The 23,576-nt window shown below is 67.4% G+C and carries 19 protein-coding genes and 1 riboswitch; of the genes, 11 read left to right on the top strand and 8 right to left on the bottom strand.

Annotated elements, in window-relative coordinates:
• Together ACXJKH_RS02330 and thiC are read right to left on the bottom strand one after the other, a co-directional pair.
• On the bottom strand, positions 1-640 hold a 640-nt coding region (locus tag ACXJKH_RS02330; protein WP_457318148.1), incomplete at its 3' end, for an ion channel.
• 101 nt (positions 641-741) lie between these two features.
• Positions 742-2,619, bottom strand: coding sequence for a phosphomethylpyrimidine synthase ThiC (gene thiC / locus ACXJKH_RS02325; RefSeq protein ID WP_457318147.1), 1,878 nt, complete (start codon positions 2,617-2,619; stop codon positions 742-744).
• A 113-nt stretch (positions 2,620-2,732) separates the two neighbouring features.
• Positions 2,733-2,834, bottom strand: a riboswitch (TPP riboswitch).
• 219 nt (positions 2,835-3,053) lie between these two features.
• On the opposite strand from thiC, the gene ACXJKH_RS02320 reads away from it, so the two are divergent.
• Complete coding sequence (locus ACXJKH_RS02320; RefSeq protein ID WP_457318146.1) at positions 3,054-4,622, top strand: BCCT family transporter; 1,569 nt, start codon at positions 3,054-3,056, stop codon at positions 4,620-4,622.
• A gap of 249 nt (positions 4,623-4,871) precedes the next feature.
• Here the strand turns inward: ACXJKH_RS02320 and ggt are convergent, their stop codons facing one another.
• Positions 4,872-6,590, bottom strand: a complete 1,719-nt coding sequence (gene ggt / locus ACXJKH_RS02315; protein ID WP_457318145.1) for a gamma-glutamyltransferase — start codon at positions 6,588-6,590, stop codon at positions 4,872-4,874.
• 645 nt (positions 6,591-7,235) lie between these two features.
• On the opposite strand from ggt, the gene ilvC reads away from it, so the two are divergent.
• The 8 genes from ilvC (at position 7,236) to leuB (ending at position 16,097) form a co-directional block, all read left to right on the top strand.
• Positions 7,236-8,210 carry a ketol-acid reductoisomerase gene (ilvC, locus tag ACXJKH_RS02310; protein ID WP_457318144.1) on the top strand — a complete coding sequence of 325 codons (975 nt, stop codon included), beginning with the start codon at positions 7,236-7,238 and terminating at the stop codon, positions 8,208-8,210.
• Positions 8,211-8,250: 40 nt separating this feature from the next.
• Positions 8,251-9,984 carry an acetolactate synthase 2 catalytic subunit gene (gene ilvG / locus ACXJKH_RS02305; RefSeq protein WP_457318143.1) on the top strand — a complete coding sequence of 578 codons (1,734 nt, stop codon included), beginning with the start codon at positions 8,251-8,253 and terminating at the stop codon, positions 9,982-9,984.
• Complete coding sequence (locus tag ACXJKH_RS02300) at positions 9,968-10,222, top strand: ACT domain-containing protein (RefSeq protein WP_457318142.1); 255 nt, start codon at positions 9,968-9,970, stop codon at positions 10,220-10,222. The genes ilvG and ACXJKH_RS02300 overlap by 17 nt, the downstream gene beginning before the upstream one ends.
• 132 nt (positions 10,223-10,354) lie before the next feature.
• The gene (locus tag ACXJKH_RS02295; RefSeq protein WP_256776491.1) at positions 10,355-11,452 is read left to right on the top strand and encodes a threonine dehydratase; all 1,098 of its coding nucleotides are present in this window, start codon (positions 10,355-10,357) and stop codon (positions 11,450-11,452) included.
• Positions 11,453-11,454: 2 nt separating this feature from the next.
• On the top strand, positions 11,455-13,002 hold the full coding sequence (locus ACXJKH_RS02290; RefSeq protein ID WP_457318141.1) for a 2-isopropylmalate synthase: 1,548 nt from the start codon (positions 11,455-11,457) through the stop codon (positions 13,000-13,002).
• 41 nt (positions 13,003-13,043) lie between these two features.
• On the top strand, positions 13,044-14,465 hold the full coding sequence (gene leuC / locus ACXJKH_RS02285; RefSeq protein ID WP_457318140.1) for a 3-isopropylmalate dehydratase large subunit: 1,422 nt from the start codon (positions 13,044-13,046) through the stop codon (positions 14,463-14,465).
• Complete coding sequence (leuD, locus tag ACXJKH_RS02280) at positions 14,465-15,043, top strand: 3-isopropylmalate dehydratase small subunit (protein ID WP_457318139.1); 579 nt, start codon at positions 14,465-14,467, stop codon at positions 15,041-15,043. The genes leuC and leuD overlap by 1 nt, the downstream gene beginning before the upstream one ends.
• A complete protein-coding gene (gene leuB, locus ACXJKH_RS02275) occupies positions 15,033-16,097 on the top strand; it encodes a 3-isopropylmalate dehydrogenase (protein WP_457318138.1) in 1,065 nt (354 codons plus the stop codon). Before leuD ends, leuB begins: the two co-directional genes overlap by 11 nt.
• 136 nt (positions 16,098-16,233) lie before the next feature.
• Here the strand turns inward: leuB and ACXJKH_RS02270 are convergent, their stop codons facing one another.
• Together ACXJKH_RS02270 and ACXJKH_RS02265 are read right to left on the bottom strand one after the other, a co-directional pair.
• A complete protein-coding gene (locus ACXJKH_RS02270; protein WP_457318137.1) occupies positions 16,234-17,190 on the bottom strand; it encodes a sodium:calcium antiporter in 957 nt (318 codons plus the stop codon).
• A gap of 120 nt (positions 17,191-17,310) precedes the next feature.
• Complete coding sequence (locus ACXJKH_RS02265; RefSeq protein WP_457318136.1) at positions 17,311-17,931, bottom strand: hypothetical protein; 621 nt, start codon at positions 17,929-17,931, stop codon at positions 17,311-17,313.
• A 132-nt stretch (positions 17,932-18,063) separates the two neighbouring features.
• On the opposite strand from ACXJKH_RS02265, the gene ACXJKH_RS02260 reads away from it, so the two are divergent.
• On the top strand, positions 18,064-18,609 hold the full coding sequence (locus ACXJKH_RS02260) for a hypothetical protein (RefSeq protein WP_457318135.1): 546 nt from the start codon (positions 18,064-18,066) through the stop codon (positions 18,607-18,609).
• Positions 18,610-18,778: 169 nt separating this feature from the next.
• Here ACXJKH_RS02260 and hmgA read toward each other — a convergent pair whose 3' ends face one another.
• Both hmgA and hppD read right to left on the bottom strand, forming a co-directional pair.
• Positions 18,779-20,080, bottom strand: coding sequence for a homogentisate 1,2-dioxygenase (gene hmgA / locus ACXJKH_RS02255; RefSeq protein ID WP_457318134.1), 1,302 nt, complete (start codon positions 20,078-20,080; stop codon positions 18,779-18,781).
• Positions 20,081-20,168: 88 nt separating this feature from the next.
• Positions 20,169-21,239: a 4-hydroxyphenylpyruvate dioxygenase gene (gene hppD, locus ACXJKH_RS02250; RefSeq protein WP_457318149.1), complete on the bottom strand. Its 1,071-nt coding sequence runs from the start codon at positions 21,237-21,239 to the stop codon at positions 20,169-20,171.
• Between the two features lie 173 nt (positions 21,240-21,412).
• Here hppD and ACXJKH_RS02245 point away from each other — a divergent pair, with 173 nt between their 5' ends.
• The gene (locus ACXJKH_RS02245; RefSeq protein WP_259208875.1) at positions 21,413-21,904 is read left to right on the top strand and encodes a MarR family winged helix-turn-helix transcriptional regulator; all 492 of its coding nucleotides are present in this window, start codon (positions 21,413-21,415) and stop codon (positions 21,902-21,904) included.
• 30 nt (positions 21,905-21,934) lie between these two features.
• On the opposite strand, the gene ACXJKH_RS02240 is transcribed toward ACXJKH_RS02245, so the two are convergent.
• The gene (locus tag ACXJKH_RS02240) at positions 21,935-23,071 is read right to left on the bottom strand and encodes a hypothetical protein (protein WP_457318133.1); all 1,137 of its coding nucleotides are present in this window, start codon (positions 23,069-23,071) and stop codon (positions 21,935-21,937) included.
• Positions 23,072-23,576: the final 505 nt, after the last annotated feature.

Here is a 23,576-nt window from a genome sequence, read left to right as displayed (position 1 = left end):
GCCTGGATACCACCAAAGCTACGTACATCACGCCTGCAAACTGCTCCAGCATGACCAATGCGCGTGCCTGCGGATGCACCGGCACCACATCACTCAACCCCACCCCGGACAGCAAGCTGAAGCTGAGATAAAGCAGCTCCATCCAGGTGCGCAGTTCGCTCTCGCTGGTGGCCATGAAACTGCCCGGATACCACTGCTGGCAGACCGAGAATGCGAACGCGAAGGCCCATGCCAGCAAGGTGAATGTCGCACCGGCGGCGAACAGCTCGTCGCGGGTGACTTTGTGATCCTGCAGCATGTAGGCGGTCAGGCTGCCAGCCGTGTAGAAATACAGGAGGCATTCGAGCAGCTGCGCGGTGATGGTCAAGGCGGGCTTGCCCAGCAGCGCACCGGCGATGGAGAAGACCACCGCCGGGATCGCCAGCACCAGCGCCAGCCACATCCCCAGCGGGCTGCGCCGCACCACCCACAACGACAGGCCAAGCACGGCTATGCCGAACGCGCCGAACAGCGCGCGGCTGGCACCGGCCTCGTCCATGGCCGGGTACAGCAGCACGCCCAGCAGTTGCACGGCCAGCAGCCATGCAGAAGGATGCCTGCGCGCGATGGCCAGCCATTTGGTGGTGCGTGCTATCGCCATCGTCTTCCCTCGCCCTGGCCGTGTGGCGCCGAGCTTAACGCGGAAGCCGCGCAGGCGAGATGAGCAGGCCGGGGCGCTGGCTCAGCGCCCCGGCCGCCGCGTCATTGCGGCCGATAGACCTCCGCACCGAGGTCGCGGAACTGCACCGACTTGTCGGCCATGCCCTCCTGCAGCGCGTCCTGTTCGGACAGGCCGTGTTCGGCGGCATAGTCGCGCACGTCCTGGGTGATCTTCATCGAGCAGAAGTGCGGCCCACACATCGAGCAGAAATGGGCCAGCTTGTGCGCGTCCTTGGGCAGCGTCTGGTCATGGAACTCCCTGGCCTTCTCCGGATCCAGGCCGAGGTGGAACTGGTCTTCCCAGCGGAACTCGAAGCGCGCCTTGCTCAGCGCGTTGTCGCGCACCTGTGCACCGGGGTGGCCCTTGGCCAGGTCCGCGGCGTGCGCGGCGATGCGGTAGGCCATGATCCCGTCACGCACGTCCTGGCGGTTGGGCAACCCCAGGTGTTCCTTCGGGGTGACATAGCAGAGCATCGCCGTGCCGTACCAGCCGATCATCGCCGCACCGATCGCGCTGGTGATGTGGTCGTAACCCGGGGCGATGTCGGTGGTCAGCGGGCCCAGCGTGTAGAACGGCGCCTCACCGCACTCGCGCAGCTGCTTGTCCATGTTCTCCTTGATCAGCTGCATCGGCACATGGCCGGGGCCTTCGATCATGGTCTGCACATCGTGCTTCCAGGCGATCTTCGTCAATTCGCCCAGCGTTTCCAGTTCACCGAACTGCGCGGCGTCGTTGGCATCGGCGATGCAGCCCGGGCGCAGGCCGTCGCCGAGCGAGAAGGTCACATCGTAGGCCTTCATGATCTCGCAGATGTCGTCGAAGTGCGTGTAGAGGAAGTTCTCCTTGTGGTGGGCCAGGCACCACTTGGCCAGGATGCTGCCGCCACGCGACACGATGCCGGTGACGCGTTTGGCGGTGAGCGGTACGTAGCGCAGCAGCACGCCGGCGTGGATGGTGAAGTAATCCACGCCTTGCTCGGCCTGTTCGATCAGCGTGTCGCGGAAGATCTCCCAGGTGAGTTCCTCGGCGCGGCCATCGACCTTCTCCAGCGCCTGGTAGATCGGCACGGTGCCGATGGCGACCGGGGAGTTGCGCAGGATCCACTCGCGGGTTTCGTGGATGTGCTTGCCGGTGGACAGGTCCATCACCGTGTCACCGCCGCAGCGGATCGCCCACACCAGTTTCTCGACTTCTTCGGCAATGCCCGACGACACCGCGCTGTTGCCGATGTTGGCGTTGATCTTGGTCAGGAAGTTGCGACCGATGATCATCGGCTCGCTTTCAGGATGGTTGATGTTGTTGGGCAGCACGGCACGCCCACGGGCGATCTCGTCGCGGACGAACGCGGGAGTGATGATCGTCGGGATCGACGCGCCGAAAGATTCGCCCGGGTGCTGCTTGAGCAGTGCGGCGTCGCGGAGCGCCTCCAGGCGCTGGTTCTCGCGGAGAGCGACGAATTCCATTTCCGGGGTGATGATGCCGCGCCGTGCGTAGTGCATCTGGGTGACGTTGCCGCCGGCAACCGCGCGACGGGGCTGCAGCCGCGACGGGAAGCGCACCGCGTCCAGCCGCACGTCGGCTTCGCGCGAACGCCCGAAGGCGGAGCTCAGGCCGGGCAGCGCTTCGGTATCGCCCCGCTCGGCGATCCAGGCCGCGCGCAGCGCCGGCAGGCCGACAGACAGATCGATGCGTGCCTGTGGGTCGGTATAGGGGCCGGAAGTGTCATACACGGTGACCGGTGCATTTTCCTCACCGCCGAACAGGGTCGGGGTGCGGGTCAGCACGATCTCGCGCATCGGCACCTGCAGGTCGCTGCGCGAGCCCTGCACGTGGATCTTGCGCGAACCGGGGATCGGACGGGTGACCGATTCGGAGAGTTGCCGGGCCTGCTGCTGCAGGGAGGAAAGCGCTGCGTTCATGACTTCGTCCTGGATCGAGTTCCGCACTGGAATAGGCGGAACGGACGAAGCGGCGGCGCACGGCAGATCGATCGCGGGCGGTCTTCGGGCGGGGCAGCCCTACGGCGCAATGCGGTTGCAGTTGCGAAGCATCCCTACGCCGGTATCAACCGGATCAGGTTCGAAGGGACTGTCTCAACCGTGGCCGTTCGGCCGCGGTACCCCCGCTTCGGGGCGAATTAGACCACAACGCGACGCAATCGGCGCAGCCGTCGGCGACACCCGGCGGGCATCGGCTTGAACGTGAACAAGGCAATGACGATCCATGGCCTAGAATGCTGCGGCGCGGTGTGACACAAACGCACGCCTCGGTGGCGCTCCGCATTGACCGGCAGCGACCGCCCTGAGTCGCCCCGGTGGCTCGCCCTGCCCCTTTCGTACGGAGAAACTCCTGCATGGTGTTTCGCATTTCCATCGCATTGATTGCCCTGCTGGTGCTGGCCGCCGGCCTTGCGCCGGGCCCCTTCAACGACATCGTCCAGAGCGGGTTGACGACCATCGTCCGCAGCACCGGCTGGCTGTACCTGCTGGTGGTGTTCATGACGCTGTCGTTCCTACTGTACCTGGCCTTCGGTCGGCTCGGTTCGCTGCGCATCGGGGGTGAAGACGCCGAGCCGGATTTCTCCAACGCCAGCTGGATGTCGATGCTGTTCGCCGCCGGCATGGGCATCGGCCTGGTGTTCTGGGGCGCGGCCGAGCCGATCTCGCATTTCGTCAAGCCGCCCGAAGGCTTGGCGCCGCAGAGCATGGACGCCGCGCGCGCGTCGATGCGCTATGCGTTCTTCCATTGGGGCCTGCATCCGTGGGCGATCTATGCGCTGATCGGCCTGGCGATGGCGTGGTTCCAGTTCAACCGCAACGGCCGTGGACTGATCAGCGATCTGCTGCAGCCGATCATCGGTGCGCATCATCGTGGCTGGATGGGCACGGTGGTGAACGTCGCGGCGGTGGTGGCCACCGCAATCGGGGTGGCCACCACGTTGGGCTTCGGCACGATCCAGATCGCGGCGGGCCTGCACYGGGTATTCGGCATCCAGGATTCGATTCCGGTGCAGTTGACCATCATCGCCGTGGCGTTCGTGCTGTACATGGTCTCCACCACCAGCGGGGTGAATCGCGGCATCAAGTGGTTGTCCAACTTCAACCTGGGCCTGGCCGCTGTGCTGCTGGCGCTGGTGCTGGTGCTGGGGCCGACCGGTTTCATCTTCGATACGTTCACCACCACGATCGGGTCGTACCTCAACTCGCTGGTGACGATGAGCCTGCGCATGTCGCCGTTCTCGGGCAGCACCTGGGTGGCGGACTGGACGATCTTCTACTGGGCGTGGTGGATTGCCTGGGCCCCGTTCGTGGGCTCGTTCATCGCGCGCGTCTCGCGTGGGCGCAGCATCCGCGAGTTCGTGCTGGGCGTGGTGATCGCGCCGAGCGTGCTGGGCTTCCTGTGGTTCTCGGTGTTTGGCGGGACGGCATTGTGGTCGCAGATCTTCGGCCATGTGGATCTGGCGCAGGCGCTGGGCAATGGCTATGAGACGGTGCTGTTCACGATGTTCGACAGCCTGCCGATGCCGATGGTGTTGTCGGTGATCGCGCTGGTGCTGCTGATGATCTTCTTCGTGACCTCGGCCGATTCGGCGGTACTGGTGCTGGCCACGATGTCCACCGAGGAAGCCGGCGATCCGCCGCTGGCGCGGCGCATGGTGTGGGGCGTGGCGATCGCGCTGATCGCCGGGGCGCTGTTGCTGGCCGGCGGCCTGAACGCGCTGCAGGGCATGATCACGATCGCGGCACTTCCGTTTGCGTTGCTGATGTTGGCGGTGATGTGGTCGCTGTACCGGGTGCTGGACATGGAGTACGCGCTGCAGCGGCGCCGCGCGCAGCGGGCGCGCCGGATGATGGATGCGTGGATCGAGCGTGAGATCGCCGCACAGGAAGAAACGCGGGATGAGGCCGCGCGGGCGCCGTAGCCTTGTGTTGCGCGTGGGTCGGTGGTTTGGGGAGAGCAGCCGAGCGTGGCTCGGCTCTACCTTGGGTGGGTCGCGAGTGTTGAAGGCGTCGTTTGCATCGGTAGTGCCGAGCCATGCTCGGCAGCAACATTCCCCAGCCATCAGCCCCCATGACAATGATCGCGGCAGCGCAGCCACGCATGGCGCGGCTCTACCGCGGAGATCATCAGCTGCGCGTTACCGGGCAGCCGACCAACGGTCGGCTCTACCTCAATACCCGGCGGCCTGCCCATCCTTGCGGCTTTCCGATGCGCCGTAATACACGCCGGTGTCCGGATCGCGCAGGATCGCCTGATAGCCACCGTAGGGGCCATCGGCAAACACTACCCGGTGGCCCTTGCGCATCAGCGCGCGCACCGTCTCGTACGGGAAGCCGGTTTCCAGGTTCACCTCGCCCCCATCGCTCATCGCCGTAGCCTGGCCGGTCGGCTCGGTCGAGCCTTCGTGCTGGATGCGGGGTGCGTCGCCGGCCTCCTGCAGGTTCATCCCGAAGTCGACCATGTTCATCACGATCTGCGCGTGACCCTGCGGCTGCATTGCCCCGCCCATGACCCCGAAGCTCATCCACGGCTTGCCGTCCTTGGTGACAAAGCCCGGGATGATGGTCTGGAACGGACGCTTGCCCGGCGCATAGCCGTTGGGATGGTCCTTGCGCAGTACGAACATCTCGCCGCGATCCTGCAGGATGAAGCCCAATCCCGGGGGCGCCATGCCGCTGCCCATGCCGCGGTAGTTGGACTGGATCAGCGACACCATCATCCCGTCCGCATCGGCGACGGTCATGTAAATCGTGTCGCCTTCTTCCAGCTGCTTCGGCGTGCCCGGCTGCACCTCGTTCAGGGCCTTGTCCATCGAGATCAGCGTGCGACGCTCGGCGGCATATGCCTTGGACACCAGCTTCGCCACCGGCGCCGGCTGGAATGCCGGGTCGGTGTAGAACCGCGCGCGATCGGCGAAGGCCAGCTTTTTGGCCTCCACGAACAGATGGACATGCTCGGGTGAGCCGAAGGCGATCTTCGAGAAATCGTAGCCTTCCAGCACGTTGAGGATCTGCAGCGCGGCGATGCCCTGGCTGTTGGGCGGCAGTTCCCACACGTCGTAGCCGCGGTAGTTGCTGCTTACCGGCTCGACCCACTCGCCGTGGTGGCTGGCCATGTCCTCATAGCTCAGGTAGCCGCCATTGGCCTTGAAGTAGCTGCCGATGGTCTGCGCGATATCGCCCTTGTAGAACGCATCGCGGCCACCGCGCGCGATCTGCTCCAGGGTGTTGGCCAGGTTCGGGTTCTTCCAGAGCTCGCCCTTGCGAGGGGCATGTCCATTGACGGTGAACTGCTCGGTGAAGCCGGGGTACCGGGACAGCTTGGGCACCGAGCGGTCCCAGTAATAGGCGATCACTTCGGCCACCGGGTGGCCCTCACGCGCGTAGCGGATCGCCGGGGCCAGGTTGTCGGCCATCGGTTTGCGGCCGAAGCGCTCGTGCAGCGCGAACCAGCCATCCACCGCGCCCGGTACCGACACCGGCAGCGGGCCGGTGGCCGGGATCTCCTTCAGCCCGCGTCGCTGGAACTCGGCCAGGGTCAGCGACTTCGGCGAGCGGCCCGAGCCGTTGTATCCGTAAAGCTTCTGGGTCTTTGGGTCCCACACGATCGCGAACAGATCGCCGCCGACGCCATTGCCGGTCGGCTCCATCAGGCCGAGCGCGGCATTGGCCGCGATCGCCGCATCCACCGCCGAGCCGCCGCCCTTCATCACATCCAGCGCGATCTGGGTGGCCAACGGCTGCGAGGTGGCGGCCATCGCGTGCGGGGCGATCACCTCCGAGCGGGTGGCGAAGGTGTGGCCGGTGATCCTGTCGGCGGCCATCGAGACAACCGGGAGAGCACACAGGACGGCAGCGGCCAGCAGGCCGCGGGCAAGACGTGAGGACACGGGGTGGTTCCTGAAGGTGGTAGCCCCGCGATAGTGGCGGCGAAATGCCCGCGACGACATCCCACAATGGTCATGGGCGGCCTCCGATCGACGCCGGATTCCGCGCAGAACCCACCTGCAAAATAGTGAATTCGGGTTCACCGGATCGATTTCAGCGGAAACCATCGTTGCGTGGCGGGCCTCTACGCTGGATGCAGGCGAAACCGTTGGAAATGTGCGCGCAAAGGTTGACAGCATCAAAACCGCTGTGGTTTTCTCGATCTCATGTTGCAGCGCACAGCCATCCGCGAATCCATCGAACACGCCGACACCGGCGGGGCGTCGATCCGTTCGCTTCTTGTCCTCGTACTTATTACCCAACCAACAGGTGCGGGACGGACCGGCGTGTAAGCAAGACTGCCAGGTATCCATCGAAACCCGCACCCACCCAGGTGCGGGTTTTTTCGTTTCAGAGCCCCTCGATTCCGCCTCCCCCTTTCCGAGTTGCCTTCCGCCATGACCCGCCAGCCCGCCCCCGCCGCCACACCCACCGCCCCCACGGCGGCGTGCGGCCGTGGCGCTGCGCACGCCACCCCTTCCCCTGACTGGCCGACGCGTCGCTGAGACCGTCGGCCTTTTTTTTCTTTTCGCCAAAGGACTTCCCCCATGAGCACCAACGACCTGCCCCAGATCAAGATCGCTGTTGTCGGCTACGGCAGCCAGGGCCGCGCGCACGCGCTGAATCTGCGTGAATCCGGTTTCGATGTCGTCGTCGGGCTGCGCCCGGGCGGTCCCACCGAGGTGAAGGCACAGGCCGACGGCTTCACCGTCAAGGCACCGGCCGAGGCGGTCAAGGACGCCGACCTGGTCGCCGTGCTGACCCCGGACATGGTGCAGAAGAAGCTCTACGAAGACGTACTTGCCCCCAACATGAAACAGGGCGCGGTGCTGTTGTTCGCGCACGGTTTGAACGTGCACTTCGACATGATCACCCCGCGCGACGACCTGGACGTGGTGCTGGTCGCGCCGAAGGGCCCGGGTGCGCTGGTGCGCCGTGAGTACGAGATCGGCCGGGGCGTGCCGTGCATCTGGGCGGTCTACCAGGACAGGAGCGGCAAGGCGGCCGAGTACGCGCTGGCCTACGCCGCCGGCCTGGGCGGCGCACGCGCCAACCTGATCCAGACCACCTTCAAGGAAGAGACCGAGACCGATCTGTTCGGCGAGCAGGCGGTGCTGTGCGGTGGTGCGTCGGCGCTGGTGCAGGCCGGTTTCGAAACGCTGGTGGAAGCCGGGTACCAGCCGGAAATCGCCTACTACGAAGTGCTGCACGAACTGAAGCTGATCGTGGACCTGTTCTACGAAGGCGGCATCACCCGCATGCTGGAATTCATCTCCGAAACCGCGCAGTACGGCGACTACGTCAGCGGCCCGCGGGTGATCGATGCCGGCACCAAGGCGCGCATGAAAGACGTGCTGACCGACATCCAGAACGGCACCTTCACCAAGAACTGGGTGGCCGAGTACGAAGCGGGCCTGCCGAACTACAACAAGTTCAAGCAGGCCGACCTGGAGCATCCGATCGAAAAGGTAGGCAAGGAACTGCGCGCCAAGATGGTCTGGTTGCAAATTCAAGCCGCGTAACCCGCGCGGCTCCCCCACCCGCTTTCGTAAAGGTCACCGCATGAACACCTCCGCACACAGCACCGCGCCCTGCAACGGCGCCCGCTGGTTGACGCAGGCCCTGGAAGCCGAGGGCGTGCATACGCTGTTCGGCTACCCCGGCGGCACCATCATGCCGTTCTACGACGCCCTGGTGGATTCGGGGCTGAAGCACATCCTGGTGCGCCACGAACAGGGCGCGGCGCTGGCCGCCAATGGCTATGCCCGCGCCAGCGGCCAGGTTGGCGTCTGTGTCGCCACCTCCGGCCCGGGGGCATCCAACCTGGTTACCGGCATCGCCGATGCGATGCTCGATTCGGTGCCGATGGTCTGCATCACCGGCCAGGTCGCCACCCCACTGCTGGGCACCGACGCGTTCCAGGAACTGGACGTGTTCGGGCTGACCATGCCGATCGTCAAGCACAGCTGGCTGGTGCGCAGCGTCGATGACCTGCCGCGCGTGGTCCGCGAGGCCTTCCGCATTGCGCGCGAAGGTCGTCCCGGGCCGGTGCTGATCGACCTGCCCAAGGACGTGCAGATCGCCGATGCCTCGCACCTGCCCGTGCATGTGCCGGCAGCGGTCAATCCCCCGTCCGCGCCGCAGGACGACGCGATCGCACAGGCCATTGCGGCGATTGCCACCGCTGAAAAGCCGGTGATCTACGCCGGTGGTGGTGTTGCCCTGGGCGATGCGGTCGAAGATTTCCGCGCCTTCGTCGAGGCCAGTGCCATCCCCACCGTGCTGACCCTGCGCGGCCTGGGCGCGCTGCCGCCGCAGCATGCGCACTACCTGGGCATGCTGGGCATGCACGGCACCCGCGCGGCCAACATGGCCGTGCAGGAGAGCGACCTGCTGGTGGTGATCGGCGCGCGTTTCGACGACCGCGCCACCGGCAAGTTGAACGAGTTCGCCCCGTTCGCGCGGGTCATCCACATCGATGCCGATGCGTATGAGATCTCCAAGCTGCGCAGTGCCGACATCGCCGTGCCCGGCAACGTCGGCAGCGCCCTGCGCGCCCTGACCGCCGCGGCGTCCATCCCGGCCAGCCAGGACGCGTGGCGCAAGCGCTGCGCCGGCCATCGCGAACGTTTCGCCGCGCGCTACGACGCGCCCGGCACGCACATCTACGCCCCGGCGCTGCTGAAGCGACTGAGCGAGCTTGCCCCGCGCGATGCGATCATCGCCTGTGACGTGGGCCAGCATCAGATGTGGGTGGCCCAGCACTGCCGCTTCAACCACCCGCGCAACCACCTGACCAGCGGCGCGCTGGGCACCATGGGCTTCGGCCTGCCGGCGGCGATGGGCGCGCAGTTCGCCTGCCCCGACCGCACCGTGGTGCTGGTCTCCGGCGATGGCAGTTTCATGATGAACGTGCAGGAGCTGGCAACCATCGCGCGGTGCCGCCTGCCGGTGAAGATCGTGCTGCTGGACAACAGTTCGCTGGGCATGGTGCGCCAGTGGCAGGAGCTGTTCTTCGCCGAGCGTTACAGCGAGATCGACCTGTCCGACAACCCGGATTTCGCCGCACTGGCGCAGGTGTTCGGCATTCCCGCTACCCGCATCGAGGCGCGTGATGACGTTGAAGGCGGCCTGGCCGCGCTGCTGGCCCAGCCGGGTCCGGCGCTGCTGCACGTGGCCATCGATGCACGGGCCAACGTGTGGCCGCTGGTGCCCCCCAACAATGCCAACAGCACCATGCTGGACGCCAACCCTGCCCATCAGCCCCAGGAGTTCCCCAATGCAATACCGGCTTGACCTGGTGCTGGTCCCCGCCGAGGGCGYGCTGCTGCGCGTGATCGGCATGGCCGAACGCCGCGGCTTCGCGCCGCGCGCGATCGCCGGCGCGCCCAATGCCGCCGACAACGGCCGCTGGCACCTGCAGATGGTGGTGGACAGCACCCGTCCGCCGGAAACGCTGTGCCGGCAGATCGAGAAAATCTACGACTGTGTGTCGGTGCGCATCAGCGCGCTGGAACCTGGAGTATCGGCATGAACGCCCGCACCGTTGCATCGGTGCCGGTACGGAGGTGCCTTCTTGGGCGTGCAGGGCGCACGAGGTGGCACCATCAAGGGACGCCGCCGCAGCGCGCACCGCACTGCGACGATCACCCTGGCCGGGTGCGCGATGCCGGCTAGCCGTACCCCGCAGGAACCGGAGGTAGGCGACGTAAGCGTCGCCGACGTGCTGGCCGCGCAGGCGCGGTTGCGTCGCTTCCTGCCGCCCACGCCCCTGCATTACGCCGAGCGGTTCGGGGTGTGGCTGAAACTGGAAAACCTGCAGCGCACCGGTTCCTACAAGGTGCGCGGCGCACTGAACGCGCTGCTGGCCGGGCGCGAACGCGGCGATGACCGGCCGGTGATCTGTGCCTCGGCCGGCAACCACGCCCAGGGCGTGGCATGGGCCGCCTACCGGTTGAACATCCCGGCGATCACGGTGATGCCGCATGGCGCACCCGCCACCAAGATCGCCGGCGTCGCCCACTGGGGCGCCACCGTGCGCCAGCACGGCAGCAGCTACGACGAGGCCTACGCGTTCGCCCGCGCCCTGGCCGACCAGCACGGCTATCGCTTCCTGTCGGCATTCGACGATCCGGACGTGATCGCCGGGCAAGGTACCCTGGGCATCGAACTGGCCCCGCACGCACCGGACGTGGTGATCGTGCCGATCGGCGGCGGCGGCCTGGCATCGGGCGTCGCGCTGGCGCTGAAATCGCAGGGCGTGCGTATCGTCGGCGCACAGGTCGAAGGTGTCGATTCGATGGCACGCGCGATCCGCGGCGATCTGCGCGAGATTACGCCGGTGGCGACCCTGGCTGACGGCGTGAAGGTCAAGATTCCCGGCTTCCTGACCCGCAAGCTGTGCAGCGCACTGCTGGACGATGTGGTGATCGTGCGCGAAGCCGAGCTGCGCGAGACCCTGGTGCGACTGGCACTGGAAGAACACGTCATCGCCGAAGGCGCCGGCGCATTGGCCCTGGCCGCCGGTCGTCGCGTCGCCGGCAAGCGCAAGTGCGCGGTGGTGTCCGGCGGCAACATCGACGCGATGGTGCTGGCCCAGCTGCTGGCCGACATCCGCCCGCGCCCCCCGCGCAAACCCCGCCGCCGCGCCAGCGAGCGCATGCGACCACCGCTACCGACCGTGCTCGCGACCCTCCCGAATACCGCTCCGAATCCTACCTCCGCCATCCCATCCGACATTGCCGTCGAGGAGACCTCCTGGTGACCATGCCCAACTCCCCCCGAATCAGAATTTTCGACACCACCCTGCGCGACGGCGAGCAATCGCCCGGCTGCAGCATGACCCCGCCGCAGAAGCTGGTGATGGCCCGTGCGCTGGCCGAGCTGGGCGTGGACATCATCGAGACCGGCTTCCCGGCCAGCTCGCAGTCCGACCGCGAAGCGATGACGCTGATCGGCCGCGAGCTGCGCCAGACCACCCTGGCGGTGCTGTCGCGCTGCCTGACCACCGATATCGAGACCTCGGCCAAGGCGCTGGAGGCGGCCGCCAACCCGCGCCTGCACCTGTTCCTGTCCACCAGTCCGTTGCATCGCGAACACAAACTGCGGATGAGCCGCGAGCAGGTGCTGGAATCGGTGCACAAGCACGTGAGCCTGGCACGGGGCTACGTGGATGACGTGGAATTCTCCGCCGAAGACGCCACGCGTACCGAAGAAGACTTCCTGATCGAGGTCGCCCGCGTGGCCGTGGCCGCCGGTGCCACCACCATCAACCTGCCCGACACCGTGGGCTTCACCACGCCCGAGGAAATCCGCGGCATGTTCCAGCGCGTGATCGCCGGGGTTCCCGACAGCGACCGCATCGTCTTCAGCGCGCACTGCCACAACGACCTGGGCCTGGCCGTGGCCAACTCGCTGGCGGCCATCGAAGGCGGTGCGCGGCAGGTGGAGTGCACCATCAACGGCATCGGCGAGCGTGCCGGCAACTGCTCGCTGGAAGAGATCGCGATGGTGCTGAAGGTCCGCAATGCCTTCTACGAGGAAGACACCCGCATCAACACCCCGCGCATCGTCGCCACCTCGCAGCTGCTGCAGCGCCTGGTCGGCATGCCTGTCCAGCGCAACAAGGCGATCGTCGGCGCCAACGCGTTCGCGCATGAGTCGGGCATCCACCAGCACGGCATGCTGCGCCACCGCGGTACCTACGAAATCATGCGCCCCGAAGACGTGGGCTGGGAGTCCTCGCAGATGGTGCTGGGCCGCCACAGCGGCCGCGCGGCAGTCGAACAGCGCCTGCGTGCGCTGGGTTTCTGCCTGTACGAAGAAGAACTGAAGCATGTCTTTGAACAGTTCAAGGCGCTGTGCGAACAGCAACGCGTGGTCACCGACGCCGATCTGCAGACCCTGATGCAGGGCAGCGCCACCCAGAACGGCTACCGCCTGGCCTCGATGACGATCAGCGACGTCGGCAGCCGCGCCAATGCGCTGGTGGAGCTGTCCGATCCGGACGGCAACCGCGTGGCCGAAACCGCGCAGGGCGATGGCCCCGTGGATGCGCTGTTCGGTGCGTTGTCGGCCGCCACCGGCGTACAGCTGATGCTGGACAGCTATCACGTGCACAGCGTGGGCATCGGCGCCGATGCGCGCGGCGAGGCCAACCTGAGCGTGCGCCACGACGGCGTGGAGTACGAAGGCACCGGTACCAGCCGCGACATCATCGAAGCCTCCGCACTGGCCTGGCTGGACGTGGCCAACCGACTGCTGCGCCAGCGCAACGCGACGACCGAGCAGCCCGCTGCGACCGCCGCAGCCTGAGCACCCCCATGACGCATCCCGAACCGCAGCAAGGCCAGTCCATGACCCCAGCTCCCCGCACCCTGTACGACAAACTGTGGGATGCCCACGTCGTCGTGCCCGAATCGGACAGCGCGCCCGCCGTGCTGTACATCGACCTGCACCTGATCCACGAAGTGACCTCGCCGCAGGCCTTCACCGAACTGCGCGAGCGCGGCCTGTCGCCGCGACGCCCGGACCGGACCAAGGCCACCATGGACCACTCCACCCCGACCCTGCCGGCCGGCGCCGACGGTAAGCTGYCGTACGCCAGCGCGGCGTCCGAAGCGCAGGTGGACATGCTCGCGCGCAACTGCGCCGCGTACGGCGTGGAACTGTTCGACCTGCAGTCGGCCAGCCGCGGCATCGTGCACGTGATCGCTCCCGAGCAGGGCTTCACCCAGCCGGGCATGACCATCGTCTGCGGCGACAGCCACACCTCCACGCATGGGGCGTTTGGCGCCCTGGCCTTCGGCATCGGCACCAGTGAAGTCGGCCACGTGTTGGCCACCCAGTGCCTGTTGCAGCGCAAGGCCAAGACGATGGCGATCACCGTCGACGGCGCCCTGCCGCTGGGCGTGGGCGCCAAGGACGTGGTGCTGCACATCATCGGCGTGATCGGCGTCAACGGCGGCACCGGCCACGTGCTGGAGTTCCGCGGCAGCGCGATCGAGGCGATGGACATGGAGCAGCGCATGACCTTGTGCAACATGTCCATCGAGGCCGGTGCGCGCGCCGGCATGGTCGCCCCCGACCAGACCACCTACGACTGGGTGGCCAACACCCCGCGCGGGCCGAAGGGCGCCGACTTCGATGCCGCTGTCGCCGCGTGGTCGCAGCTGCGCAGCGATRCCGGTGCGCGTTTCGACGTGGAAGTGCACATCGAGGCGGCCGACATCCGCCCCACGCTCACCTGGGGCACCCACCCCGGCACGGCCATCGCCGTGGATCAGCCGATCCCGGCCGCCAACGATGCTGCCGCGCAGAAGGGCCTGGATTACATGCACTTCCACGCCGGGCAGACCCTGGCCGGCACACCGGTGGACGTCGTGTTCGTCGGCTCGTGCACCAACGGCCGCCTGAGCGACATGCGCGAAGTGGCGCAGGTGCTGCAGGGCCGGCGCGTCGCCGACGGCGTGCGCATGCTGGTGGTGCCGGGCTCGGAGATCGTCAAGCGGCAGGCCGAGGCCGAAGGCATCCACGCCATCGTGCGTGCGGCGGGCGCGGAGTGGCGCGAGCCGGGCTGCTCGATGTGCATCGCCATGAACGGTGACCTGGTCGCCCCCGGGCAACTGGCGGTGAGCACCAGCAACCGCAACTTCGAAGGCCGCCAAGGCCCCGGCTCGCGCACGCTGCTGGCCTCGCCGATGACGGCGGCGTGGGCGGCGGTGAACGGCCGCGTGGCCGATCCACGTGAACTGTATGCCGCCCGGGAGGTGGCCTGATGAGCGGCTTCCGCACCCTGACCTCCACCAGCGTTGTGCTGGCCGAGACCAATATCGACACCGACCAGATCATTCCGGCGCGGTTCCTGTCCACCACCGAACGCGCCGGGCTGGGCAAGCACGCCTTCAACGACTGGCGCTGGCAGGCCGACGGCACGCCCAATCCGGGCTTTGCCTTCAACCAGCCGCACAACGCCGGGCGCAGCATCCTGCTGGCGGGCCGCAACTTCGGCTGCGGTTCCTCGCGCGAACACGCGCCGTGGGCGCTGACCGACCTGGGCCTGCGCGCCATCGTCAGCAGCGAGATCGCCGATATCTTCCGCGGCAATTCGCTGAAGAACGGCCTGCTGCCGATCGTGCTGGACGAAGCCGACGTGCAGACCCTCATGCAGCGGCCGAACGACGTACTGACCATCGACGTGGCCGCGCGCGAACTGCGCACGCCCGACGGGCGCGTCTACGCCTTCCCGCTGGACGGTTTCTCGCAGACCTGCCTGCTGGAAGGCGTAGACCAATTGGGGTATCTGTTGGGCCGTACCCCTGACATCGAACGTTACGAGAGTGAACATGCACGCTGAAATTGTGGTCTTGCCTGGTGATGGGATTGGTCCGGAAGTCGCCGCAGCGGCCGTGGCGGTGCTGGACGTGGTGGCCGAGCGCTTTGGCCACACCTTCGGTTTCCAGGAGCACGACATCGGGGGCATCGCCATCGACCGCCACGGCGAACCGTTGCCGGCCAGCACCCTGGACGCCTGCCGMAAGGCCGACGCGATCCTGCTCGGCGCAGTGGGCGGGCCGAAGTGGTCCGACCCCAACGCCAAGGTGCGCCCCGAACAGGGCCTGCTGGCGATCCGCAAGGCGCTCGGCCTGTACGCCAACCTGCGCCCGGTGCGTACCCACCCGGCCGCGCTGGGCGCCTCGCCGATCAAGGCCGAGCTGCTGGAAGGCGTGGACTTCGTGGTGGTGCGCGAACTGACCGGCGGCATCTACTTCGGCGTAAAGACCCGCACCGCCGACACCGCCAGCGATCTGTGCAGCTACAGCGTGGGCGAGATCGAGCGCGTGCTGCGCACCGCCTTCCGCCTGGCGCAGACCCGGCGCGGCAAGGTCACCTCGGTGGACAAGGCCAACGTGCTGGAGACCTCGCGCCTGTGGCGTGACGTGGCCGCGCGGATCGGCCGCGAGGAGTTCCCGGAGATCGCGCTGGAACACCAGCTGGTCGATTCGATGGCGATGCATCTGCTGGCCAAGCCGCGCGAGTATGACGTGATCGTCACCGAGAACATGTTCGGCGACATCCTCACCGACGAGGCCTCGATGCTGGCAGGCTCCTTGGGCCTGTTGCCGTCGGCGTCGCTGGGCGAACCCGGCGCGGTGGGTATCTACGAGCCCATCCACGGCTCGGCCCCGGACATCGCCGGCAAGGGCATCGCCAATCCCTACGCCACGATCTTCAGCGCGGCGATGCTGCTGCGGCATTCGCTGAGGTTGGAGGAAGAAGCCGCTGCGGTGGAAGCGGCCGTGCATGCGGCGCTGGATGCCGGTGTGTTCACTGCAGACCTGGCGGCCAAGGGTGCGGCGGTAAGCACCACCCAGGCCACCGACGCGGTGCTGGCGCGCCTGCGCGGCTGAAGACCAGCAACGCATGTAGAGCCGACCGTTGGTCGGCTGCCCCGATGAATCCCGTAGAGCCGACCGTTGGTCGGCTGCACCCACATCGCAACCGGAGCAGCCGACCAACGGTCGGCTCTACGGGACGCGGCCTCGTTCAGCCGCCTCTGACCAGCGCCAGTTCCAACCCGATCCAGGCCAGGAATGCCACCACCAGCACGCCCCCTTCGCGGCGGCTGACGGTGAGGTCGCCACGCAGCATTGGGTACAGCACCAGCACGAAGGCGATCGCCGCCGGCAGCTCCAGCTTCACGAACGACGCGGGCACCGCCAGCGGCCGCAGCGCGGCCATGCCGCCCACCACCACCAGCAGATTGAACAGGCTCGAGCCAATCACGTGGCCCAGCACCATGTCGCCCTGGCCACGGCGGGCGGCCGCGATCGCCGCCGCCACTTCCGGCAGCGCGGTGCCGATGGCTACCGGCAGCAGGCCCACCAGCAGCGGCGACCAGCCCAGCCCGGCACCGAACACCGGCGCGGCCTGCACGATCCAACGCGCGCCGTAGTACAGGCACAGGCCGGCAAACAGCAGGCGCAGCACATTGAGGAAAAGCCCGGTGCGGGTCATCGCATAGCCGGCGATGGCCTCGCGCACCGGTTCGGATTCCCGCCGCGCACGTCGCAGCACGAACACCAGCACGGCCACGAAACCAAGCAGCAGCAGGCCACCCTCCCAGCGCGTCACCACGCCGTCCAGGCCGAACACGATCAGCGCCAGGCTGGCCACGGCGAGCAGGATGAGCAGGGGCGAGAGCAGCCGTGCGCGGACCAGGAGGGGCGCGGCCAGCGCGGCGAGGCCGAGGGTAAGCCCGACGTTGACGATGTTGCTGCCGACCGCGTTGCCCAGTGCCAGTTCTTCGGCCCCGACCACGAACGCGCGGGCATTGACCACCAGCTCGGGGAGCGAGGTACCGAAGGCGACCAGCAGCAGCCCGGCCACGAACGGCGAGGCGCCGAAGCGCTGGGCCAGGCCGGAGGCGGCCTTGACGATCGAATCGCCGCCCAGTGCGAGCAGCAGCAATCCCAGCAGGAACCACGCGGTAGCAGCAATCATCGGCACATCCCCAGGCAGCAATGGCCCGATTCTAGAGCCAGCGTGCGCGCAGGGGGTGAGGAAACCGCCGAAGCGGGGGTGCAGCGGCGCGGCCCGCTCCGGGCACGCGCCGCCACCGGCTTACGAACAGCCTTCTACGTAGTCGACCTGCGGGGTCTGGCCGACCCGCCAGGCGGTGACATTGCCGTCGCCGCCGATCTCGAAGTTGATCAGCGCGCCGCCCTCGGTAGCCGGGCGCACACGCAGGTTGTGGCCCTTCTCGTCGTACTTGTGCGCGGTGACGTCACCCCGATCGGGATAAAGCGTCTGCAGCTGGCCCAGCGACATGCCGACCTTGCCACCGCCGGGTGCGGCGATGCGGTCGTTGCGCACGTCGTAGCGGACCAGACGCTTGCCTTCGATCATGAAGACGACATCGTCAGCCTGCGCGCCTTGCGGTCGCAGCGCGTGGCAGTAGTCGTCGGGAACGTCGCCCTGCAGGGGTTCCTTCCACGCGGTGCGCACCTGCTCCAGCGTGCTGCCCAGTGCGATCGCGCCGTAGCCGTCAAGCCGCGCCGGACCGGTGGCGGCCGCGGCGTCGGGGCCGGCAGCCGCACCCTTGTCTGGCGCAGCGCCGACAGCCGGCGTGGTCTGTGCCGGCGCGGCCGCCTCGGCGTCCTTCGACGGGGTTTCCGGGCTGCGCCCGCAGCCTGCCAATGCCAGCACGATGCCCAGTGCCAAAACGCTTCCCAGCTGCTTCATGTGATGTCCTCCAGTCAGTGCCCGGCAGACTAGCGCGATCCCCGTGCAGCGGTTGCATGCAGTGACGCGATTGTCATCGCCGTTTCACCTGCCGCGTTCAGGCTCGGCCTGCACCGCATCGACCCCACGCCCATGCAACCGCGCAAGACCGACCTCGCCCGCACCGCCCTGCAGGCTCACCGCGCGCCACTGGACATGCGCCAGCGCCGCCTGCTGATCCTGTGCGACGGCCAGCGCGACCTGCCCCAGCTCAGCGCGATGATCGGCGCAGAGGCGTCGGCCATGGTGATCCAGCTGATCCAGGCCGGGTACCTGGTGTCCACCGCGCCAGCAGAGCCGGCCCCGCTGGCGGCGCCGGCCAGTGCGCCCGGGCCCGGGCCCGCACCCTCACCGGCTGCGCCCCCGCCCACCGAACGCCGTCGCTCGCTGGTGGCCGCGCGCATCTACCTGCTGGGCATCCTTGAAATGCAGCGCCACCCGCAGGCCGCCGCGCTGTTGCACGCGTTGCAGCGCGCGCGCAGCGACGAAGACGTCATCGCCTCGCTGCACATCGCCCTGACGGCGCTGCCGGGCCTGACCTCGCCCGGGTATGCCGAGCGGGTGCGGCAGCGCGTGCTGGAGGTGTTGCCGGAAGCGCATGCCGCGCAGGTGCAGCAGACCGTTGTTGCAACAGCCTGAGGCAATGGTCAGTTGAAAAGGCACTGCATGGAGGGGATTGCTCGGTGTCCACGGTGGGTACACCGTCTGGTCCACCGCGTCGCCGAGGGCGTCATGCTGAGCGCCGCCCTGCCCTGCCCCTGCCACGCGACGTGACTCGCGCCGGCCGCCTCGGCGGCCCGCGTTGCAATCACGCCGTGAAGTTCGCCTTCAACCCCTTCCAGCACTGCTGGTAACCGCGCTGCCGGTGCGCGGCGTCCATCGCCTGCGCGGTGGGACGGATCACCCCACGGGTTTCGAACATGAAGGCCATGGTGTCCTTGATCACGTCCGGTTTGCTCAGGTCAGCCGCCGAGGCCTTGTCGAAGGTGGCCGCATCCGGACCGTGGCCACTCATGCAGTTGTGCAGCGAGGCGCCGCCGGGCACGAAGCCCTCGGCCTTGGCGTCGTAAGCACCGTGGATGAGGCCCATGAACTCGCTGGCGATGTTGCGGTGGAACCACGGCGGCCGGAACGTGTCCTGCGCCACCAGCCAGCGCGGCGGGAAGATGGCGAAGTCCATGTTGCTGGTGCCGGCGGTATCGCTGGGCGAATGCAGGACCAGAAAGATCGACGGGTCCGGATGGTCGTGGCTGATCGAGCCGATGGTGTTGAAACGACGCAGGTCGTAGCGGTACGGCGCGTAATTGCCGTGCCAGGCGACCACGTCCAGCGGCGAATGATCGATGTCGGCACGCCACAACTGCCCACCGAATTTGGCGATCAGTTCGAATGCGCCATCGATATTCTCGAACGCGGCCTGCGGGGTTTCGAAATCGCGCGGATTGGCCAGGCCGTTGGAGCCGATCGGCCCCAGGTCCGGCAGCTTCAACAGCGCGCCGAAGTTTTCGCACACGTAGCCACGTGCCTGACCATCGGGCAGTTCGACCCGGAAGCGCACGCCACGCGGGATCACCGCGATCTGCTGCGGTTCGATCTCGATCACGCCCAGCTCGGTGAGCAGGCGCAGTCGCCCCAGCTGCGGCACGATCAGCAGCTCGCCGTCGGCGTTGTAGAAGTAACGGCCCTGCATGTCGGCGTTGGCCGCATACAGGTGGATGCCCACKCCATGATGCGCATCGGGCGAGCCGTTGCCACCCATGGTGTACAGGCCATCGATGAAATCGGTGGGGGTGGGCGGCAGTGGCAGCGGGTCCCAGCGCAGCTGGTTGGGCGACACCGCGCCATGCGCGAAATCACCGTGCAGGTGCGGCTGCGCATACGCGCTGAACTCACCGTGCGTCACCGCCGGACGGATCCGGTACAGCCAGCTGCGCCGATTGCTGCCGCGCGGCGCGGTGAACGCGGTGCCCGAGAGCTGTTCGGCATACAGCCCATGCGCCACCCGCTGCGGCGAGTTGCGGCCCACCGGCAACGCACCGGGCACCGCCTCGGTGGCGAACTCATTGCCGAAACCGGTCTGGTAACCGTGTGCGTCCATCGGGTTGTTCATGGTCCTGCTCCGCCGGGGCGAGTGGGGGGTGACGCCAACGACCGCAGCCCGCCGTGCAGCGGGCTGTGGCCCTGCAAGCGTAGCGGCTTTACAGCACGCCGCGCTTGATCTGGTCGCGCTCGATGCTCTCGAACAGCGCGGTGAAGTTGCCTTCGCCGAAGCCTTCATTGCCCTTGCGCTGGATGATCTCGAAGAAGATCGGGCCGATGCAGTTGGTGGTGAAGATCTGCAGCAGCTTGCGCTGGTGGGTCTCCGGATCGGCATCGATCAGGATCTTGTTCTTCGCCAACCGCGCCACGTCTTCACCGTGGTTGGGCACGCGCATGTCGATCACGTCGAAATAAGTGTCGGGGGTGTCGAGGAACTCCACGCCCTGGGCGCGCATCGCTTCCACGGTGTCGTAGATGTTTTCGGTGAAACAGGCGATGTGCTGGATGCCCTCGCCCTTGTAGGCGTCCAGGTACTCGTTGATCTGGCTCTTCGGATCGGAGGACTCGTTGAGCGGAATGCGCACGATGCCGTCCGGGGCGGTCATCGCCTTGGACACCAGGCCGGTCTTGAGGCCCTTGATGTCGAAGTAGCGGATCTCGCGGAAGTTGAACAGGCGCTCGTAGTAGTCCGACCACTGCTGCATGTTGCCGAAGTACAGGTTGTGGGTCAGGTGGTCGATGAAGGTCAGCCCGAAGCCCTTGGGACGCGGGTCCACGCCCTCGATCGGGGCGTAGTCGGTGTCGAACATGCAGCCATTGGCGCCGTAGCGGTCCACCAGGTACAGCATGCAGTCGCCGATGCCCTTGATGATCGGCGCGGCCACCGCGCGGGTTTCCGGCTTGAAGTCGATCGCTTCGGCACCGTTGCCCAGCGCCATCTGGTAGACCTCATCGCCCGGCTTCTTGAAGCGGATGGCAAAGCCGCAGGCGCACGGGCCGTGCTTGTCAGCGAAGTCCGAGGCGAACGAATCGGGTTCTTCATTGACCAGGAAATTGACGTCGCCCTGGCGGTATACGGTGATGGCGCGCTGCTTGTGGCGCAGTACCGCGGTGAAGCCCATCTTGCGGAAGTAGGCGTGCAGTTCGGCGCCACGGCCGGCCGGCGCGGCGAACTCGACGAACTCGAAACCGTCGATGCCCATCGGGTTTTCGAAGGTGGTGACCTGCATGCCCGGGTCGGGTGCGTGGGACGCGGTGCTCAGTTGGCTGCTCATGATGTGGCTCCAAAGCAAGTCCGCATCGGAAAAAACCAGGTGCGGTGGGGCGGCAGACCCGCGAGAATGCGGTGTCCGGAACGTAGGTTATAGTTTCACATGAAACCACCATCAAGGTGCACCGCAGCATGAGCCCGCCCGATCCCAGCAGCCACAGCATCCGCGCCTCGCACGCCCTGCTCGACCTGGAGCAGTTCCTGCCCTACCGGCTGAGCGTGCTGTCCAACCGGGTCAGCGGCAATATCGCCAAGCTGTATGGGGACCGTTACGGTCTGGCGATCCCGGAGTGGCGGGTCATCACCATCCTGGCGTTATACCCGGGCTCCTCGGCCAGCGAGGTTTCCGACCGCACGGCGATGGACAAGGTGGCCGTGAGCCGGGCCGTGGCCAGACTGCTCGAGCGTGGCTTCATCAAGCGTGAAACCCATGGCGACGACCGCCGTCGCTCGGTACTGGCGCTGTCGGCGGCCGGGTTCGAGGTGTACGAGACCATCGCCCCGCTGGTGATCGAGATCACCCGCAAGCTGATGTCCGTGCTCAGCGAAGAGGAGGAACAGATGCTGGAGACGCTGATCCTGCGCCTGGCCGGGGAAGGCCTGCAGAAGATGGACCAGGGCTGAGGGCAAGCGACGCCGCTGGGGCGTTGCGGGTCAACTCAGGTGCTTGCGCCGGGCATGCACCCACGGCGCGGCCAACGCGCCGATGGCGCCACCGGCAAACGCCAACGAGGCGGCCACCACGGCCGCTTCGATCGCATTGGGCAGGGCCAGCGCGGCCAGCACCAGCAGCGCCGAGGGCAGGCCGATGAAGGTGGCCATGAAGTAGCCCCACCGCGGCGCCCACGTGCCCACCTGAAGCAGGCTGACCGGCATCCACGTTTCGGCCGAGGCGTCCTGCTGGACCTTGGCGGCGACCCGGGTCAGGTCCACTTCCACCGGGCCCTTGCCGGTACGCGCGATGGCCAGCATCTGCGCCACCTCTTCGACCGGCGGGAACGACGTCGGCCACGTGCCCGGCGCGCTCACGCCGTAGGCGGTCAACACCGGCACGCTGATCCACGGCGCCAGCAGCGGCCGCAGCTTGCGCCGGTCGAGCACGCACCAGAGCTGGCTGACGCCGTTGGCGACCACGCCATACAGGGCCAGCTGGCCCGGTTCGGGATACGGCAGCAGGTGCACGCGCGCCGCCATGCTGTCGTAGCCCATCTGCCGCAGGAAACCCGGGCGGGTGCGCCCCTCGTGTGCCCAGGCCAGGCCCAGCGCGGCGACCAGGTAGGCTTCGGCCGGGTCCTTGGCCCCGGCACTGGCGCGGTCGTCGCTGGCCAGGAAGAACGCCAGGGACTTGGGCTCGTCCACGTCGCCGCTGTCCCAGCGCCCGGCATCGCCCAGTACGTGCTTGAGCGGCAGGCGCGCCGGTGCGGTTTCGGCCTTGGCCGCGTTCTGCAGGAAGGGCAGCACCGACAGCACGAAGCCCTGCAGGTCCACCGCGCGCACGCCGCTGCCCTGCCAGTCGGCCGGCAGCAGGCCGGCCAGGGCCGGGTTGCGTGCCAGCACGTCGAGCTGGGCTTTCTGCTCGACCAGCTTCTGCACCGCGGCCTTCAACAGCACGTTGTCCGGCACGGCCACCAGCGGCAGCCGGTAGCGGATCGCGCCGGGTGCGGGGGTGTCGGCGTCGGGCGCATCGCCAGCGCCATGATCGTCGAGCAGCACATCCACCGGCGGCAGGCTCACGCCGGTCGGGGCCTGGAGGGTGGTATCGGAAGTGCTGTCGCTGGTGCCCGTCTGCATGCGTATCGATCCGTCGGTTGTGCGCCACGAACAGCGCGGCATGAGGTCCTTGGAGGTAGCGGCAAGGGCAGCAGGAAATGAAGGGTTGCCCAGGTGGGTGGATCCACGCCATGCGTGGTTGCCGCGTGCAGCTCGGCACCATGTCGCAACAGAGCGCAGCCGCGCCTGGCGTGGCTCTGCGCGCCAGGCCGATGGATAGCTCCAACCGGCAGACTGGAAAGTTCTTCTCCCATCTGAAGGGAGCGTCTTGTTGCAAGGGCAGTCGCAAGTGGCGCACGGCGATACGTGTGTGACTGTGTAGTCCAGGGGCCATCTGGGTCTGATGTTGTCTCCGCTCGGGTCTGTCGCGAGCGTGAGGGCCCCTTAGCAGCCGGTAGGCCCCTGGCGCAAATGTCCCCCGGCCGCGTTGCGGCCTCCTCCTTTATTTTGCCCAGGACCCTACCGGCCGCTAAGGGGCTCGGCTTGCGGTAATCAGATAGAAGCCAGGCGTTTTGACGCTGGTCGG

The sequence above is a fragment of the Stenotrophomonas sp. P5_B8 genome, assembly GCF_054049855.1.
The sequence above is the reverse complement of the archived record's forward strand: the minus strand, read 5'-3'. Positions and strand labels throughout refer to the sequence as shown.

Excerpts from the sequence above, each read along its gene's own strand:
- hppD (WP_457318149.1), bottom strand. The coding sequence starts at position 21,239 with ATGCAGGTCACCACCTTCGAAAACCCGATGGGCATCGACGGTTTCGAG.
- ACXJKH_RS02295 (WP_256776491.1), top strand. The coding sequence starts at position 10,355 with ATGCCGGCTAGCCGTACCCCGCAGGAACCGGAGGTAGGCGACGTAAGC.
- ACXJKH_RS02240 (WP_457318133.1), bottom strand. The coding sequence starts at position 23,071 with ATGCAGACGGGCACCAGCGACAGCACTTCCGATACCACCCTCCAGGCC.
- ACXJKH_RS02270 (WP_457318137.1), bottom strand. The coding sequence starts at position 17,190 with ATGATTGCTGCTACCGCGTGGTTCCTGCTGGGATTGCTGCTGCTCGCA.
- ACXJKH_RS02265 (WP_457318136.1), bottom strand. The coding sequence starts at position 17,931 with ATGAAGCAGCTGGGAAGCGTTTTGGCACTGGGCATCGTGCTGGCATTG.
- ACXJKH_RS02245 (WP_259208875.1), top strand. The coding sequence starts at position 21,413 with ATGAGCCCGCCCGATCCCAGCAGCCACAGCATCCGCGCCTCGCACGCC.
- ilvC (WP_457318144.1), top strand. The coding sequence starts at position 7,236 with ATGAGCACCAACGACCTGCCCCAGATCAAGATCGCTGTTGTCGGCTAC.
- leuD (WP_457318139.1), top strand. The coding sequence starts at position 14,465 with ATGAGCGGCTTCCGCACCCTGACCTCCACCAGCGTTGTGCTGGCCGAG.
- ACXJKH_RS02260 (WP_457318135.1), top strand. The coding sequence starts at position 18,064 with ATGCAACCGCGCAAGACCGACCTCGCCCGCACCGCCCTGCAGGCTCAC.
- ilvG (WP_457318143.1), top strand. The coding sequence starts at position 8,251 with ATGAACACCTCCGCACACAGCACCGCGCCCTGCAACGGCGCCCGCTGG.
- ACXJKH_RS02290 (WP_457318141.1), top strand. The coding sequence starts at position 11,455 with ATGCCCAACTCCCCCCGAATCAGAATTTTCGACACCACCCTGCGCGAC.
- thiC (WP_457318147.1), bottom strand. The coding sequence starts at position 2,619 with ATGAACGCAGCGCTTTCCTCCCTGCAGCAGCAGGCCCGGCAACTCTCC.